Source organism: Pseudomonas japonica, from assembly GCF_900188455.1.
Classification (GTDB): domain Bacteria; phylum Pseudomonadota; class Gammaproteobacteria; order Pseudomonadales; family Pseudomonadaceae; genus Aquipseudomonas; species Aquipseudomonas japonica.
This window is the reverse complement of record NZ_FZOL01000005.1, coordinates 257,490-270,722: the sequence shown is the minus strand read 5'-3', so window position 1 is coordinate 270,722 and position 13,233 is coordinate 257,490. Positions and strand designations below refer to the sequence as shown.

Here is a 13,233-nt window from a genome sequence, read left to right as displayed (position 1 = left end):
CCTTGCGATGCAGCCTCGTCACTCAGACGCACGCCCCCTTCATGGAGGCACGCATGCATCGAGCGGGCCGAACTGGTGGCGAACTATAGCACCGCTGGCAAGCGCTTCCCAAGGCCATCGCGCGGCCCGTTCAGGCCCGGTACAGGCGTGTTCGGGTCATCCGTCCATGGAACCGGGAAGCGGCAAAACACTCGAACGGGCGGCCGCCGGGTAATCCACAGGTGAGCCTTTCGCGCATAACCGCTATAATCCCGGCCTTTTCATCAGGTACCCGATTTTCGACATGAGCCAATCCACCGACCTGATCCAATCCGCACAGCGCACAATCCGTTACGAAATCGAAGCGGTGGAAGGCCTGCTGGCCCATATCGACGCCGATTTCGTCAAGGCCTGCGAACTGATCCTGGGCAGCAAGGGCCGTGTTGTAGTGGTGGGCATGGGCAAATCCGGGCACATCGGCAACAAGATCGCCGCGACCCTGGCCAGCACCGGAACGCCGGCGTTCTTCGTGCACCCCGCGGAGGCCAGCCACGGCGACATGGGCATGATCACCCGGGACGACATCATCCTGGCCCTGTCCAACTCCGGCTCCACCGCCGAAATCGTCACCCTGCTGCCACTGATCAAGCGCCTGGGCATCAAGCTGGTCAGCCTCACCGGCAATCCCGAATCTCCGCTGGCCAAGGCCGCCGAGGTCAATCTCGACGCCCGCGTCGCCCAGGAAGCCTGCCCGCTGAACCTGGCGCCGACCTCCTCGACCACCGCCGCGCTGGTACTCGGCGATGCCCTGGCCATCGCCCTGCTGGAAGCCCGCGGCTTCACCGCCGAGGACTTCGCCTTCTCGCACCCCGGAGGCGCCCTGGGCCGCCGCCTGCTGCTGAAAGTCGAGAACGTCATGCACGCGGGCGACGAGCTGCCACAAGTGCAGCGCGGCACCCTGCTCAAGGACGCACTGCTGGAGATGTCGCGCAAGGGCCTGGGCATGACCGTGGTGGCCGAGGCCGACGGCACCCTGGCCGGGATCTTCACCGACGGCGACCTGCGCCGCAGCCTCGATCGCAATATCGACGTGCACAAGACCCGCATCGAAGAAGTCATGACCGTCCATGGCAAGACCGCCCGTGCCGAAATGCTCGCGGCCGAAGCCCTGAAAATCATGGAAGACCACAAGATCAGCGCGCTGGTGGTGGTGGACAAGGCCGACCGTCCGGTCGGAGCCCTGAACATGCACGACCTGCTGCGCGCCGGAGTAATGTGATGAACACCCTGTTGCAACGCGGCAAAGCCATCAAGCTGGCGGTTTTCGACGTGGACGGCGTACTGACCGACGGTCGCCTGTACTTCCTCGAGGACGGCAGCGAATTCAAGACCTTCAACACCCTCGACGGCCAGGGCATCAAGATGCTGATGAACTCCGGGGTAACCACGGCGATCATCAGCGGCCGCAAGACCCCGGTGGTCGAGCGCCGGGCGAAGAACCTCGGCATCCCGCACCTGTATCAGGGCCGCGAGGACAAACTGGTGGTGCTGGACGAGCTTCTCGCCCAGCTCGGCCTAAGCTACGAAGAAGTCGCCTACCTGGGTGACGATCTGCCTGACCTGCCGGTAATTCGCCGGGTCGGCCTGGGGATGGCGGTCGCCAACGCCGCGGCGTTCGTCCGCGAGCACGCCCATGGCGTGACCCAGGCCCGCGGCGGAGAAGGCGCGGCACGCGAATTCTGCGAGCTGATCCTGCAAGCCCAGGGCAACCTGGAAGCGGCAAACGCCCACTACCTGTAGAGCACGTCATGTTCAGCAAGAAGATCCGCCTGATTGCGCTGTTCGGCGCAATCGCCGCGTTGTTCGCGGCCATTGGCTACTGGAACATCAGTCCCGAGCGCTTCCTCGACCAACCGGTTTCCAAGGTCGACGAAAGTGCCATCGACTACTACGCGATCAACGCCCACAGTGTGCAATTCCTGCCCGACGGCAAGATGCAGTACGAGATGACCGCGGACAAGGTCGAGCACCTCAAGGCCAGCGAAGTCACCCTGCTGACCAAGCCGGACCTGCAGATGTACCGCGGCACGACCTTCCCCTGGCACGTGCAGAGCGAACGCGGCGAGGTCAACCCCGATGGCACCGAGGTCGAGCTGATCGATTCGGTCCGGGTCGCGCGCACCGATGAACAGAACCGCACAACCATCATCACTTCCAGCCGCATGACGGTATTCCCGCAGAAGCAATATGCGCAAACCGAGCAAGACGTTAGAATCGACGGCGCCGGTGGCGTGACTACGGGCAAGGGAATGAAAGCGTATTTGAAAGACGGCAGGATGGACCTGCTGTCCAACGTAAGAGGACAGTATGAGGCTCGTTAAAACCCTCCCTTTTTTGCTCAGCCTGAGCGCAGCACTGGGAAGCGTGAATGCCTGGGCCCTGCCTACCGATCGCGACCAGCCCGTACGCATCCAGGCCGACGGCGCCCAGATGGACGACAAGAACAAGGTCGCTACCTACACCGGTGACGTGATCATCACTCAGGGCTCGATGATGATCAAAGGCAACGTCGTGACCATCACCCTGAACCAGGCTGGCGACATCGATACCGCTACCTCGGTGGGCAGCCCGGCCTATTTCGAACAGCAGCAGGACGCCGCCAAGCCGGACAAGATGCAAGGCTACGCCAAGCAGATCCAGTACCAGGCGAGCCGCGACCTCATCGTGCTGACCGACCAGGCCAAGGTGGTCAACGCCGGCAACACCACCGAAGGCGAGAAGATCGTCTACAACTCCAAGACCCAGGTCGCCACCGCCGGTCGCGGCGGCAAGGACATCAAGACACCGCGTCAGCGTATCGACATGGTGATCCAGCCGAAGAAGAAGGCCGAGTAATGGCAACTCTCAAAGCCCAGCATTTGGCCAAGAGCTACAAGAGCCGGCAAGTCGTGCGTGACGTCAGCCTGTCCATCGACAGCGGCCAGATCGTCGGCCTGCTGGGGCCCAACGGCGCCGGCAAGACCACCTGCTTCTACATGATCGTCGGCCTGGTCCAGGCCGATCAGGGCCGCGTCCTGATCGACGACCTGGATGTCAGCCACCAGCCGATGCACGGCCGCGCCCGCGCCGGCATCGGCTATCTGCCGCAGGAAGCGTCGATCTTCCGCAAGCTGTCGGTGGCCGACAACATCATGGCCATCCTGGAAACCCGCAAGGACCTGGATCGTGATGGGCGCCGCAAGGAGCTGGAAAGCCTGCTGCAGGAATTCCACATCAGCCACATCCGCGACAACCTCGGCATGAGTCTTTCCGGTGGCGAGCGCCGTCGTGTGGAAATCGCCCGCGCCCTGGCGACCGCACCAAAATTCATTCTGCTCGACGAACCCTTTGCCGGTGTCGACCCGATTTCGGTCGGCGACATCAAGCAGATCATCCACCACCTGAAGGCCAAGGGCATCGGCGTTCTGATCACCGACCACAACGTCCGTGAAACCCTGGATATCTGCGAAACCGCTTACATCGTCAATGATGGTCAACTGATCGCCGAGGGCGATTCGGAAACCATCCTGGCCAATCAGTTGGTGAAAGAGGTGTACCTCGGCCACGAGTTCCGCTTGTAGGCTCGAGGTCATTGGAATGACCGAGCGCTGGCTTTAAGCCATTATTGGCGGCTTAATTGTTACAGCGCTCTAGGCAAACGCTACAATTTCAGGCATATATCTTGCTTAAAATTGGCGCCCCGCGTCCGTGTAGTAGATGGCGCATGCGCGCCGGCGAATAAGGTGTTAAGCCCCAGCCATGAAACCATCGCTCGTCCTAAGAATGGGCCAGCAACTGACGATGACCCCGCAGTTGCAACAGGCCATACGTCTGCTCCAGCTCTCCACGCTGGACCTGCAGCAGGAAATCCAGGAAGCCCTGGAGTCCAACCCGATGCTCGAACGTCAGGAAGAAGGCGACGACTTCGACAACAGCGACCCCATGGCCGACAACGCCGAGAGCAAGCCGGTCGCTGAAACGCAGGAAAGCAGCTTCGAACAGTCCGCACCGAGTGCGGAGAACCTCGAAGAAGGCGAATGGAACGAGCGCATCCCCAACGAACTGCCGGTCGACACCGCCTGGGAAGACATCTACCAGACCAGCGCCAGCAGCCTGCCCAGCAATGACGACGACGAGTGGGACTTCACCACCCGGACTTCGGCGGGCGAGAGCCTGCAGAGCCACCTGCTCTGGCAACTGAACCTGGCGCCGATGTCGGATACCGACCGGCTGATCGCCGTTACCCTGATCGACTGCATCAACAACCAGGGTTACCTCGACGAAACCCTGGAAGAAATCTGCGACTCCTTCGATCCCGAACTGGATATCGAGCTGGACGAGATCGAAGCCGTCCTGCACCGCATCCAGCAATTCGAACCCGCCGGCATCGGCGCGCGCAACCTGAGCGAATGCCTGTTGCTGCAACTGCGTCAGTTGCCCGCCAATACGCCGTGGATGAGCGAAGCACAGCGCCTGGTCAGCGACTACATCGACCTGCTCGGCAGCCGTGACTACAGCCAGCTGATGCGCCGCATGAAGCTCAAGGAAGATGAGCTGCGCCAGGTCATCGAACTGGTGCAGAGCCTCAATCCGCGTCCTGGCTCGCAGATCGAATCCAGCGAGCCGGAGTACGTGGTTCCCGACGTGATCGTGCGCAAGGACAACGAACGCTGGCTGGTTGAACTCAACCAGGAAGCGGTACCGCGCCTGCGGGTCAATCCGCAGTACGCCGGTTTCGTCCGCCGCGCCGACACCAGCGCCGACAACACCTTCATGCGCAACCAGTTGCAGGAGGCGCGCTGGTTCATCAAGAGCCTGCAAAGCCGCAACGAAACCCTGATGAAGGTGGCGACCCAGATCGTCGAGCACCAGCGCGGTTTCCTCGATCATGGCGACGAGGCCATGAAACCGCTGGTCCTGCACGACATCGCCGAAGCGGTGGGCATGCACGAGTCGACCATCTCCCGGGTGACCACGCAGAAATACATGCACACGCCCCGCGGAATCTATGAGCTGAAGTACTTTTTCTCCAGCCATGTGAGCACCTCCGAAGGGGGGGAATGCTCCTCCACCGCTATCCGCGCGATCATCAAGAAACTGGTTGCCGCGGAAAATCAGAAAAAGCCATTGAGTGACAGCAAGATCGCTGGTTTACTGGAGGCACAAGGCATCCAGGTAGCACGTCGCACCGTCGCCAAGTACCGCGAGTCGCTCGGCATCGCACCTTCGAGTGAACGCAAGCGATTGATGTGACAGTTCCCGAGATGTGCCATCGCAATTCAGTGGCAGGCGCAACACCTGCCTCTTTATGCACGGCAACAAAGGAGAAGCAGTATGCAAGTCAACATCAGTGGACAACATGTAGAAGTCACTCCACCGCTTCGTGAATACGTCGAATCGAAGCTGAAACGTCTGGAGGGTCATTTCGACAGGATCACCAACGTGCAGGTCATCATGAAGGTCGAGAAACTCCAGCAGAAAGTGGAGGCGACCTTGCAGATTCCCGGTGGTGAAGTGGTTGCGAATGCCGAAGACGCCGACATGTATGCCGCCATCGACTCCTTGACCGACAAGCTCGACCGCCAACTGAAAAAACACAAGGAAAAACAGCAAAGTCTGCTGCAAGGTGCAGCGGCACGCTGATCCCCCTCATCCATGATCCGACTTGAATCCATCCTGACCCCCGGCCGTTCCCTGGTGAACGTGCCGGGTGGCAGTAAAAAGCGCGTACTCGAACAGATCGCCAACCTGATCGGCCAGGAAGTCCCCGAGCTGGACACCCAGGACGTATTCAAAAGCCTGATCGACCGGGAAAAACTCGGCTCAACGGGTTTCGGTAACGGCATCGCCATTCCCCACTGCCGCCTCAAGGGCTGCAACAGTCCGATCAGCGCGCTGCTGCATCTGGACGCCCCCATCGATTTCGACGCCATCGACGGCGCCCCGGTAGATCTGCTGTTCGTCCTGCTGGTACCGGAAGCCGCCACCGATGCGCACCTCGAACTGCTGCGCCAGATCGCCAGCATGCTCGACCGCAAGGAAGTGCGTGACCGACTGCGCGCCGCCCCAAGCAGCACCGCCCTCTACCAGGTTGTCCTGGACGAGCAGAACGGAAGCTGACCATGCGCCTGATCATTGTCAGCGGCCGCTCCGGATCCGGCAAAAGCACCGCCCTCGATGTCCTGGAAGACAATGGTTTCTACTGTATCGACAACCTCCCCGCCGGCCTGTTACCGCAGTTGGCGGAGAGCGCGCTGATCAACACCGAATTGCTGCAACCGCGGGTAGCGGTGTCGATCGACGCCCGCAACCTGCCCAGCCACCTGACGCGCTTCCCGGAATTGCTCGATGAAGCCCGCGCCCGGCACATCCAGTGCGATGTCCTGTATCTGGATGCAGACGAAGAAACCCTGCTCAAGCGCTTTTCAGAAACCCGTCGGCGCCATCCACTGACCAACCAGGACCGCTCCCTGGCCGAAGCGATCCGTGTCGAAAGTGACCTGCTCGGCCCCATCGCCGACCTCGCGGACCTGAAGATCGACACCACCAGCCTGAACCTCTATCAGTTGCGTGACACGATCAAGCTGCGTCTGCTCAACCAGCCGGAGCCCGGCACCGCCTTCCTCATCGAGTCCTTCGGCTTCAAGCGCGGCATGCCGGTCGATGCCGACCTGGTGTTCGATGTCCGTTGCCTGCCCAATCCGTACTGGAAACCCGAACTGCGCGAACATTCGGGTCGGGATCAACCAGTCATCGACTACCTGGCGACACAGCCCGATGTAGAAGAGATGTTCCAGGACATTTCGTCCTACCTGCTGAAATGGTTGCCGCGCTTCGCCGCCAGCAACCGTGCTTATGTCACCATTGCCATTGGCTGCACGGGTGGTCACCATCGCTCCGTCTATCTGACCGAACGCCTGGGCCAATTGCTGCAACCCATATTGAAGAACGTCCAGGTCCGCCACCGAGACCTCTAGTCCACAGGATTCCACGCGCGATGCCCGCAATCGAAATCGAGATCATCAACAAGCTGGGGCTGCATGCCCGTGCCGCCGCCAAGTTCGTCGGGGTGGCCGGCAAGTTTCCCTGCGCGGTCAAGGTTGGACGGGCGGCGGACCGACTGGTCGACGGCAAGAGCATCATGGCCGTGATGATGCTGGCCGCCGGCAAAGGCACCCAGGTGCACCTGCTGACCGAAGGGGACGAGGATCAGGCAGCGCTGGATGCGTTGATCGAGTTGATCAACAACCGGTTCGACGAGGGCGAGTGATCGCCTTCAACAAGAAGCCCGCCAATTGGCGGGCTTTTTGATGCGTCAGGACAACGCAGTATCCATCACCATCATCAGACAGAAACCGACGCAGAGCCCCAGACTGGCCAGACGATGATGACCATTGGCCCGTGACTCGGGAATGATCTCCTGGGTCACCACCAGCAACATGGCTCCGGCCGCAAAGGCCAGGCCCAGCGGCAACAGCAGTTCGGCCACCTTCACCAGCCAGGCACAGAGTATCGCCGCCGCGGGCTCCACCAGCCCCGACGCCGCGCCGATGAGGAAGGCCTTGAAACGGGCCATCCCGGCCCCCGCCAGCACCAATGCGATCACCAGACCTTCCGGGACATCCTGCAAGGCGATGCCCATCGCCAGGCTGTCCGCGTCCGGCATGCCGCCGCCGGCGGAAACGCCGATGGCCATGCCTTCCGGAATGTTGTGGGCGATGATCGCGATGACGAACACCCAGATCCGCGCCGGAATCACCGGCTGAGTACCGCACGCGACCAGCGCATCCGGTGACGCACCGGTGACCTTGCGATCCACCAGGTACAGGCAGAAGGCACCGAACATCAGCCCGGCACTGATCAGACCACCCGCGCCCCACTTGCCGAAACCGACCGCCTGGGCGGCGTCCAGACCCGGAATGATCAGCGAGAACGCCGTGGCGGCCAGCATCACTCCAGCACCAAACCCCAACAGGGTATCGGCCAGAGTCACCGGCATGTTACGGATCACCAGCACCGGCACGGCCCCCAGCGCGGTACCCAGGGCACACAACGCCCCACCCTCCAGCGCGCGCATCATGCGCGGCTCCAGGTCGAGCCAGGCGATTCCCTGGGCCACCAGCAACGCGGTACCGACCAGCAACAGCAAGGTACCCAGGGCCAGACGGAACAAGCGCACACTGCCTATGGACAAGACATCCGAACGCATCCGTCTGTCACTCACGCCAGGGCAGCAACGTAGCGCCGCTCAACTTCGGCCCAATCGACCACGTTGTAGAAGGCGTTGATGTATTCCGGACGACGGTTCTGGTACTGCAGGTAGTAGGCATGCTCCCAGACGTCCAGACCGAGGATCGGCGTATTGCCGTTCATCAGCGGGCTGTCCTGGTTGCCACTGCTCTCGACCACCAGCGTTTTCTCCGGGGTGACGCTCAGCCAGGCCCAACCGCTGCCGAAGCGGGTAAGCGCAGCTTTGGTGAAGGCATCCTTGAACGCTTCGAAACCACCCAGTTGCTCTTCGATCGCCTTGGCTACCGCGCCTTGTGGCACGCCACCAGCACTTGGCGACATCACGGTCCAGAACAGGGTGTGGTTGGCGTGACCGCCGCCCTGGTTGATCACCGCAGGCTGGAGGTTCTGGGGCAATTGCTTGACCGCGGCCACCAGTTTTTCCACCGGCCACTCGGCCCACTCGGTGCCTTCGATGGCAGCGTTGAGGTTGTTGATGTAGGTCTGATGGTGCTTGGTATGGTGGATCTGCATGGTCTGGGTGTCGATGTGCGGTTCCAGCGCATCGTAGGCGTATGGCAATGCAGGCAAGGTATGGGGCATTAGTGAATTCCTTGTTGGAAGGCTCGGTGGATCACGGGGTCCTGACCAGCCAGCACGCCGGGCTGCGGTTCCTGTCGGTACAGCAGGCGCTCGGTGCGCGGGTACTGGCCGTACTCGCTGATGAAGCTCAAGAGTTCGGTGTAGGTCTTGCCGCTCTGGCGCAGCGCTGCTTCACGCAGACTGCGCGACAGACGCATGTCCTGGCTGGCCCCCAACAGGCGCTGGTGGATTGCGCAGAGATATTCGGCGCTTTCCTGCGGCTGCTGGAGACGCAGATGAAGGTCCGCCAGGTTGTGATGGGAAATCACACAGGCGGCTACCGCTTCGTCGGCGTCATGCCAGCGTTCGAAGAGCACCTGGGCCAGCGCCAGGGCCTGCAAGTACAGCTCGCGGGCATCGACCAGATCGCCTTGGTGGAACAGACGGTTGGCGATTTCGGTGGTGCGTTTCCAATGCTGCATGGCGAACCTCCAAAGCGGTGGGCGGGATCAGATACCGCCGGCGGTGAGCTTCTCCGGGTCCAGCAGGACTTCCAGCTGGGCACGCGACAGCTCGGTGTGTTCCAGAGCCACGTCGATGATCGGACGACCTTGCTTGTAGGCGGTCTTGGCGATTTCGGCGGCCTTCTGGTAACCGATGATCGGGTTCAGCGCGGTGACCAGGATCGGGTTGCGCGCCAGCGCCTCCTTGAGTTTCGGCTCGTTGACCTTGAAGCTGGCGATGGCCTTGTCGGCCAGCAGGCGGCTGGCGTTGGCCATCAGCTCGATACTGTCGAGCAGGTTCAGGGCGATGACCGGCAGCATGACGTTCAGCTCGAAGTTGCCCGACTGGCCGGCGACAGCGATGGTGGCGTCGTTGCCGATGACCTGGGCGGCGACCATGGCAGTGGCTTCCGGAATCACCGGGTTGACCTTGCCCGGCATGATCGAGGAGCCCGGCTGCAGGCCTTCCAGCTCGATTTCACCGAGACCCGCCAGCGGACCGGAGTTCATCCAGCGCAGGTCATTGGCGATCTTCATCAGCGCCACGGCGGTGGCCTTCAGTTGGCCGGACACGGCAACCGCGGTGTCCTGCGAGCCGATCAGGGCAAACAGGTTGTCACCGGGCACGAAGTCGAGCTGGGTCAGGCCGCTCAGTTGCTTGGCGAACAACGCGGAGAATTGCGGATGAGCGTTGATCCCGGTACCGACCGCGGTACCACCCTGGGCCAGGGCCTGCAGGCTCGGCAGGGTGTTTTCCAGGTGAACGATGCTGGCCTTGATCTGCGCCGCCCAGCCGCCGAGCACCTGGCTCATGCGCACCGGCATGGCGTCCATCAGGTGGGTGCGGCCGGTCTTGACGAACGGATGGACCTGCTCGGCCTTGGCCTCGATCACCTGGACCAGGTGCTTCAGTGCCGGCAGCAATTGTTCGTGCAGGGTCAGCGCGGCACTGACGTGGATCGTGGTGGGGATGATGTCGTTGCTGCTCTGACCGCAGTTGACGTGATCGTTGGGATTGACCTTGTCGCCCAGCACGCGGCTGGCGAGCGTCGCGATCACCTCGTTGGCGTTCATGTTGGAACTGGTGCCGGAGCCGGTCTGGAACACGTCCACCGGGAAGTGCTGCATGAAATCGCCGGCGAGCAATTGCTCCACCGCGGTGACGATCGCCTCGCCCTGGGCCGCGGTCACCTGTTCCAGTTGCACGTTGGCCTTGGCCGCGGCGGCCTTGGCCAGCAGCAGCGCCCGGATGAACTGGGTCGGCATGGGTTGCTGGCTGATCGGGAAGTTGTTGACCGCGCGCTGGGTCTGGGCGCCGTACAGGGCCTCGGCCGGCACCTGCAGTTCACCCATGCTGTCACGCTCGATACGGGTATTACTCATCGTCAAGTCCTTGCATCAGTTCAGCGGAAGAAATCGAAGGCAACAGCGTGCAGTTCGCCAGTTGCAGGGCCAGCGGCTGCCAGCGCTGGCCGTGCTCGCCGCCATCGAGCTTGCGCAGCTGCAGCAGCGGGCGCCAGGCCTGGTCCAGGCACAGGCAGCGCCAATGCCACGGCAACATGCGGTCGCAAGCGGTATCGAGCAGAAGTCGGAAGGAAGTCAGGGACACGGTCCACGCCGAGGTGTCGGTGCAGCAGACCAGATAGCGTCCTTCAGCGAGGTAGTGTTCGATCAGACGCGGCTCGTCGGGCTCGAGCGCGCAGCGGATGCGCCGACTCAGCCAGCGCCAGTTTTCGAGGTAGGGCAATTCGTGAAGGACGGGTTTCATGAACATCATCGCTCAGATAATGATATTCATTATTAATTGATAAATAGAATCAGTTCAAGTTTGTTTCTTCAGGAAAACAAAAGCCCGGCGCTGAGGCCGGGCTTTCGGGTGCTGCGACAGGTGCTTGAATCAGCTACCGGCAACCGTCATGCGTTCGATCAGGATCGAGCCGGTGTGAATGTTGCTCCGGGTTTCGAGATCGCTGCCGATGGCGACAATCTGCTGGAACATGTCTTTCATATTCCCGGCGATCGTCACTTCCTGTACAGCGAACTGAATTTCGCCGTTTTCCACCCAGTAACCGGCCGCGCCGCGGGAATAATCGCCGGTGACCATGTTCAAGCCATGCCCCATCAGCTCGGTTACCAGCAGACCCCGGCCCATGCGCCGGATCAGCGCTGCCTGGTCCTCGATGCCATGGCTGACGAACAGGTTGTGCACGCCGCCGGCGTTGGCGGTACTCGGCAGGCCCAGTTTGCGCCCCGAGTAAGTCCCGAGCACATAGGAGACCAGTTGGCCGTTTTCGACGAACGGCTTGGCGTAGGTCGCCAGGCCATCGCCGTCGAACGCTGCGCTGCCCAGCGCCCGTGGCAGGTGCGGACGCTCATCCAGGGTCAGCCAGCTCGGAAACAGGCGCTGGCCGATGGTGCCCTCGAGGAACGACGACTTACGGTACAGGTTGCCGCCGGAAATCGCCGACAGGAAACTGCCGAACAAGCCACCGGCCAGCTCCGCGGAAAACAGCACCGGGACCTCGCAGGTCGGCACCGGTCGCGCGCCCAGCCGGCTGGCGGCACGCTGGGCGGCACGGCGGCCGATGCTCAGCGGGTCGGCCAGCAGCTCGCCCTGGCGATTGACGTCGTACCAGTAGTCGCGCTGCATCTGCCCGTCGCCTTCGGCGATCATCACGCAGCTCAGGCTGTGCCGGGTCGAGGCATAGCCGCCGATGAAGCCGTTGCTGTTGCCATAGACACGGCAGCCCTGGTGGGTGTTCAGCGTGGTGCCATCGGCATTCTTGATCCGCGCATCGGCGTCGAAGGCCGCGGCCTCACAGGCCAGGGCCTTCTCGATAGCCTGCTCGGGGGTAATGTCCCAGGCGTGATACAGATCGAAATCGGCGACATCACGGGCCATCAGCGCCGGATCGGCCAGGCCCGCGCAATCATCTTCAGAGGTATGTTTGGCAATCGCCAGTGCGGCGGCGACCGTCTCGCGGATGGCCTCGGCACCGCTGGCCGAGGTGCTGGCCGAGCCCTTGCGCTGGCCCACATAGAGGGTGATGCCGAAGCCCTGGTCACGGTTGAACTCCACCGTTTCCACTTCGCGCTGGCGCACCGAAGTCGACAACCCCTGCTCCAGCGACACCGCCACTTCGCAGGCACTGGCGCCCTGGCGTTTCGCTTCGGCGATGATCTGTTCGACCTGCTCCTGCAAGGCCGGCAGGGCTTGCGGACCGACGCTCTGGACTGCACTCATGGTTTTCTCCACTCAAATACGGCGTTCGGCGAGGGTCATCGAGCGACCGGGCCGGACAAGCGGCCCCCGACTGGTTATCATGGCGGCGTTTCTCAGCGGACTGCCCCCATGGTTGATTCTTACGATGCCTTCGACGAAGGCGAAAAAAGCAAAACCCAGATCAAGCGCGAACTTCAGGCGCTGGTCGAAATGGGCGAGCGCCTAACCACGCTCAAGCCCGACACTCTGGCCAAACTGCCTCTGACCGATGAGCTGCGCAAGGCTCTGGAAGAGCACAAGCGGCACACCGCCAACGAGGCGAAACGCCGTCACCGCTCGTTCATCGGCAAGCTGATGCGCGACCAGGACCTCGACGCGATCAACGCCCTGCTCGACCAGCTCGATGCCTCCAGTCGCCAGTACAACGAGCGCTTCCACAACCTGGAACGCTGGCGCGACCGCCTGATCGGCGGCAGCGACGATGTGCTGGAGAAGTTCGTCCAGGAATACCCGGACGCCGATCGCCAGCAACTGCGCTCGCAGATCCGCCAGGCCCAGCACGAGGCGAAGACCAACAAGCCGCCAAGTGCCGCACGCAAGCTCTTCAAGTACATCCGCGATCTCGACGAAACCCAGCGCGGCCTGCGCTGAGTTCCCGTGCCGGGCAGGCACCCTGCC

General features: G+C 62.2%; 17 protein-coding genes. 11 read left to right on the top strand and 6 right to left on the bottom strand.

Features of this window, described 5'->3' with window-relative positions; genetic code table 11:
- The first annotated feature begins 283 nt into the window (after positions 1-283).
- From CHB99_RS09025 to CHB99_RS08980, 10 genes are all read left to right on the top strand, one after another.
- Positions 284-1,258 carry a KpsF/GutQ family sugar-phosphate isomerase gene (locus CHB99_RS09025; RefSeq protein ID WP_042120741.1) on the top strand — a complete coding sequence of 325 codons (975 nt, stop codon included), beginning with the start codon at positions 284-286 and terminating at the stop codon, positions 1,256-1,258.
- Positions 1,258-1,779: a KdsC family phosphatase gene (locus tag CHB99_RS09020; RefSeq protein WP_042120742.1), complete on the top strand. Its 522-nt coding sequence runs from the start codon at positions 1,258-1,260 to the stop codon at positions 1,777-1,779. Before CHB99_RS09025 ends, CHB99_RS09020 begins: the two co-directional genes overlap by 1 nt.
- A gap of 8 nt (positions 1,780-1,787) precedes the next feature.
- Positions 1,788-2,360 carry an LPS export ABC transporter periplasmic protein LptC gene (gene lptC, locus CHB99_RS09015; RefSeq protein WP_042120743.1) on the top strand — a complete coding sequence of 191 codons (573 nt, stop codon included), beginning with the start codon at positions 1,788-1,790 and terminating at the stop codon, positions 2,358-2,360.
- Positions 2,347-2,874: a lipopolysaccharide transport periplasmic protein LptA gene (gene lptA, locus CHB99_RS09010; protein WP_042120745.1), complete on the top strand. Its 528-nt coding sequence runs from the start codon at positions 2,347-2,349 to the stop codon at positions 2,872-2,874. The genes lptC and lptA overlap by 14 nt, the downstream gene beginning before the upstream one ends.
- Positions 2,874-3,599 carry an LPS export ABC transporter ATP-binding protein gene (lptB, locus tag CHB99_RS09005; RefSeq protein ID WP_042120746.1) on the top strand — a complete coding sequence of 242 codons (726 nt, stop codon included), beginning with the start codon at positions 2,874-2,876 and terminating at the stop codon, positions 3,597-3,599. The genes lptA and lptB overlap by 1 nt, the downstream gene beginning before the upstream one ends.
- A gap of 178 nt (positions 3,600-3,777) precedes the next feature.
- Positions 3,778-5,271: an RNA polymerase factor sigma-54 gene (locus CHB99_RS09000; protein WP_042120747.1), complete on the top strand. Its 1,494-nt coding sequence runs from the start codon at positions 3,778-3,780 to the stop codon at positions 5,269-5,271.
- 81 nt (positions 5,272-5,352) lie between these two features.
- Entirely contained in the window at positions 5,353-5,661 is a 309-nt protein-coding gene (hpf, locus tag CHB99_RS08995) for a ribosome hibernation-promoting factor, HPF/YfiA family (protein ID WP_042120748.1), read from the top strand.
- Between the two features lie 12 nt (positions 5,662-5,673).
- A complete protein-coding gene (gene ptsN / locus CHB99_RS08990; RefSeq protein ID WP_042120750.1) occupies positions 5,674-6,138 on the top strand; it encodes a PTS IIA-like nitrogen regulatory protein PtsN in 465 nt (154 codons plus the stop codon).
- Between the two features lie 2 nt (positions 6,139-6,140).
- Positions 6,141-6,995: an RNase adapter RapZ gene (gene rapZ, locus CHB99_RS08985; protein WP_042120751.1), complete on the top strand. Its 855-nt coding sequence runs from the start codon at positions 6,141-6,143 to the stop codon at positions 6,993-6,995.
- A 20-nt stretch (positions 6,996-7,015) separates the two neighbouring features.
- A complete protein-coding gene (locus CHB99_RS08980; RefSeq protein WP_042120752.1) occupies positions 7,016-7,288 on the top strand; it encodes an HPr family phosphocarrier protein in 273 nt (90 codons plus the stop codon).
- Positions 7,289-7,333: 45 nt separating this feature from the next.
- Here CHB99_RS08980 and CHB99_RS08975 read toward each other — a convergent pair whose 3' ends face one another.
- The 6 genes from CHB99_RS08975 to pmbA form a co-directional block, all read right to left on the bottom strand.
- Positions 7,334-8,227 carry a ZIP family metal transporter gene (locus CHB99_RS08975; RefSeq protein ID WP_042120753.1) on the bottom strand — a complete coding sequence of 298 codons (894 nt, stop codon included), beginning with the start codon at positions 8,225-8,227 and terminating at the stop codon, positions 7,334-7,336.
- Between the two features lie 11 nt (positions 8,228-8,238).
- The gene (locus tag CHB99_RS08970; RefSeq protein WP_042120755.1) at positions 8,239-8,850 is read right to left on the bottom strand and encodes a superoxide dismutase; all 612 of its coding nucleotides are present in this window, start codon (positions 8,848-8,850) and stop codon (positions 8,239-8,241) included.
- Positions 8,850-9,311 (bottom strand): DUF2753 family protein, encoded by a 462-nt coding sequence (locus CHB99_RS08965; protein ID WP_042120756.1) that lies wholly within the window; start codon positions 9,309-9,311, stop codon positions 8,850-8,852. The genes CHB99_RS08970 and CHB99_RS08965 overlap by 1 nt, the downstream gene beginning before the upstream one ends.
- 27 nt (positions 9,312-9,338) lie before the next feature.
- Positions 9,339-10,715, bottom strand: coding sequence for a class II fumarate hydratase (locus tag CHB99_RS08960; protein ID WP_042120758.1), 1,377 nt, complete (start codon positions 10,713-10,715; stop codon positions 9,339-9,341).
- Entirely contained in the window at positions 10,708-11,109 is a 402-nt protein-coding gene (locus CHB99_RS08955; RefSeq protein ID WP_042120759.1) for a hypothetical protein, read from the bottom strand. Before CHB99_RS08955 ends, CHB99_RS08960 begins: the two co-directional genes overlap by 8 nt.
- 120 nt (positions 11,110-11,229) lie before the next feature.
- Positions 11,230-12,576, bottom strand: a complete 1,347-nt coding sequence (gene pmbA, locus CHB99_RS08950) for a metalloprotease PmbA (protein WP_042120760.1) — start codon at positions 12,574-12,576, stop codon at positions 11,230-11,232.
- A 108-nt stretch (positions 12,577-12,684) separates the two neighbouring features.
- Here pmbA and yjgA point away from each other — a divergent pair, with 108 nt between their 5' ends.
- A complete protein-coding gene (gene yjgA, locus CHB99_RS08945) occupies positions 12,685-13,206 on the top strand; it encodes a ribosome biogenesis factor YjgA (protein WP_042120762.1) in 522 nt (173 codons plus the stop codon).
- The last annotated feature ends 27 nt before the right edge of the window (positions 13,207-13,233 follow it).

Bases quoted from the DNA above. Each gene is read 5' to 3' on its own strand.
- rapZ (WP_042120751.1), top strand. From the start codon at position 6,141: ATGCGCCTGATCATTGTCAGCGGCCGCTCCGGATCCGGCAAAAGCACC.
- CHB99_RS08965 (WP_042120756.1), bottom strand. From the start codon at position 9,311: ATGCAGCATTGGAAACGCACCACCGAAATCGCCAACCGTCTGTTCCAC.
- CHB99_RS09025 (WP_042120741.1), top strand. From the start codon at position 284: ATGAGCCAATCCACCGACCTGATCCAATCCGCACAGCGCACAATCCGT.
- CHB99_RS08970 (WP_042120755.1), bottom strand. From the start codon at position 8,850: ATGCCCCATACCTTGCCTGCATTGCCATACGCCTACGATGCGCTGGAA.
- lptB (WP_042120746.1), top strand. From the start codon at position 2,874: ATGGCAACTCTCAAAGCCCAGCATTTGGCCAAGAGCTACAAGAGCCGG.
- pmbA (WP_042120760.1), bottom strand. From the start codon at position 12,576: ATGAGTGCAGTCCAGAGCGTCGGTCCGCAAGCCCTGCCGGCCTTGCAG.
- CHB99_RS09000 (WP_042120747.1), top strand. From the start codon at position 3,778: ATGAAACCATCGCTCGTCCTAAGAATGGGCCAGCAACTGACGATGACC.
- CHB99_RS08960 (WP_042120758.1), bottom strand. From the start codon at position 10,715: ATGAGTAATACCCGTATCGAGCGTGACAGCATGGGTGAACTGCAGGTG.
- CHB99_RS08980 (WP_042120752.1), top strand. From the start codon at position 7,016: ATGCCCGCAATCGAAATCGAGATCATCAACAAGCTGGGGCTGCATGCC.
- ptsN (WP_042120750.1), top strand. From the start codon at position 5,674: ATGATCCGACTTGAATCCATCCTGACCCCCGGCCGTTCCCTGGTGAAC.
- CHB99_RS09020 (WP_042120742.1), top strand. From the start codon at position 1,258: ATGAACACCCTGTTGCAACGCGGCAAAGCCATCAAGCTGGCGGTTTTC.
- lptA (WP_042120745.1), top strand. From the start codon at position 2,347: ATGAGGCTCGTTAAAACCCTCCCTTTTTTGCTCAGCCTGAGCGCAGCA.
- lptC (WP_042120743.1), top strand. From the start codon at position 1,788: ATGTTCAGCAAGAAGATCCGCCTGATTGCGCTGTTCGGCGCAATCGCC.
- CHB99_RS08975 (WP_042120753.1), bottom strand. From the start codon at position 8,227: ATGCGTTCGGATGTCTTGTCCATAGGCAGTGTGCGCTTGTTCCGTCTG.
- CHB99_RS08955 (WP_042120759.1), bottom strand. From the start codon at position 11,109: ATGATGTTCATGAAACCCGTCCTTCACGAATTGCCCTACCTCGAAAAC.
- hpf (WP_042120748.1), top strand. From the start codon at position 5,353: ATGCAAGTCAACATCAGTGGACAACATGTAGAAGTCACTCCACCGCTT.
- yjgA (WP_042120762.1), top strand. From the start codon at position 12,685: ATGGTTGATTCTTACGATGCCTTCGACGAAGGCGAAAAAAGCAAAACC.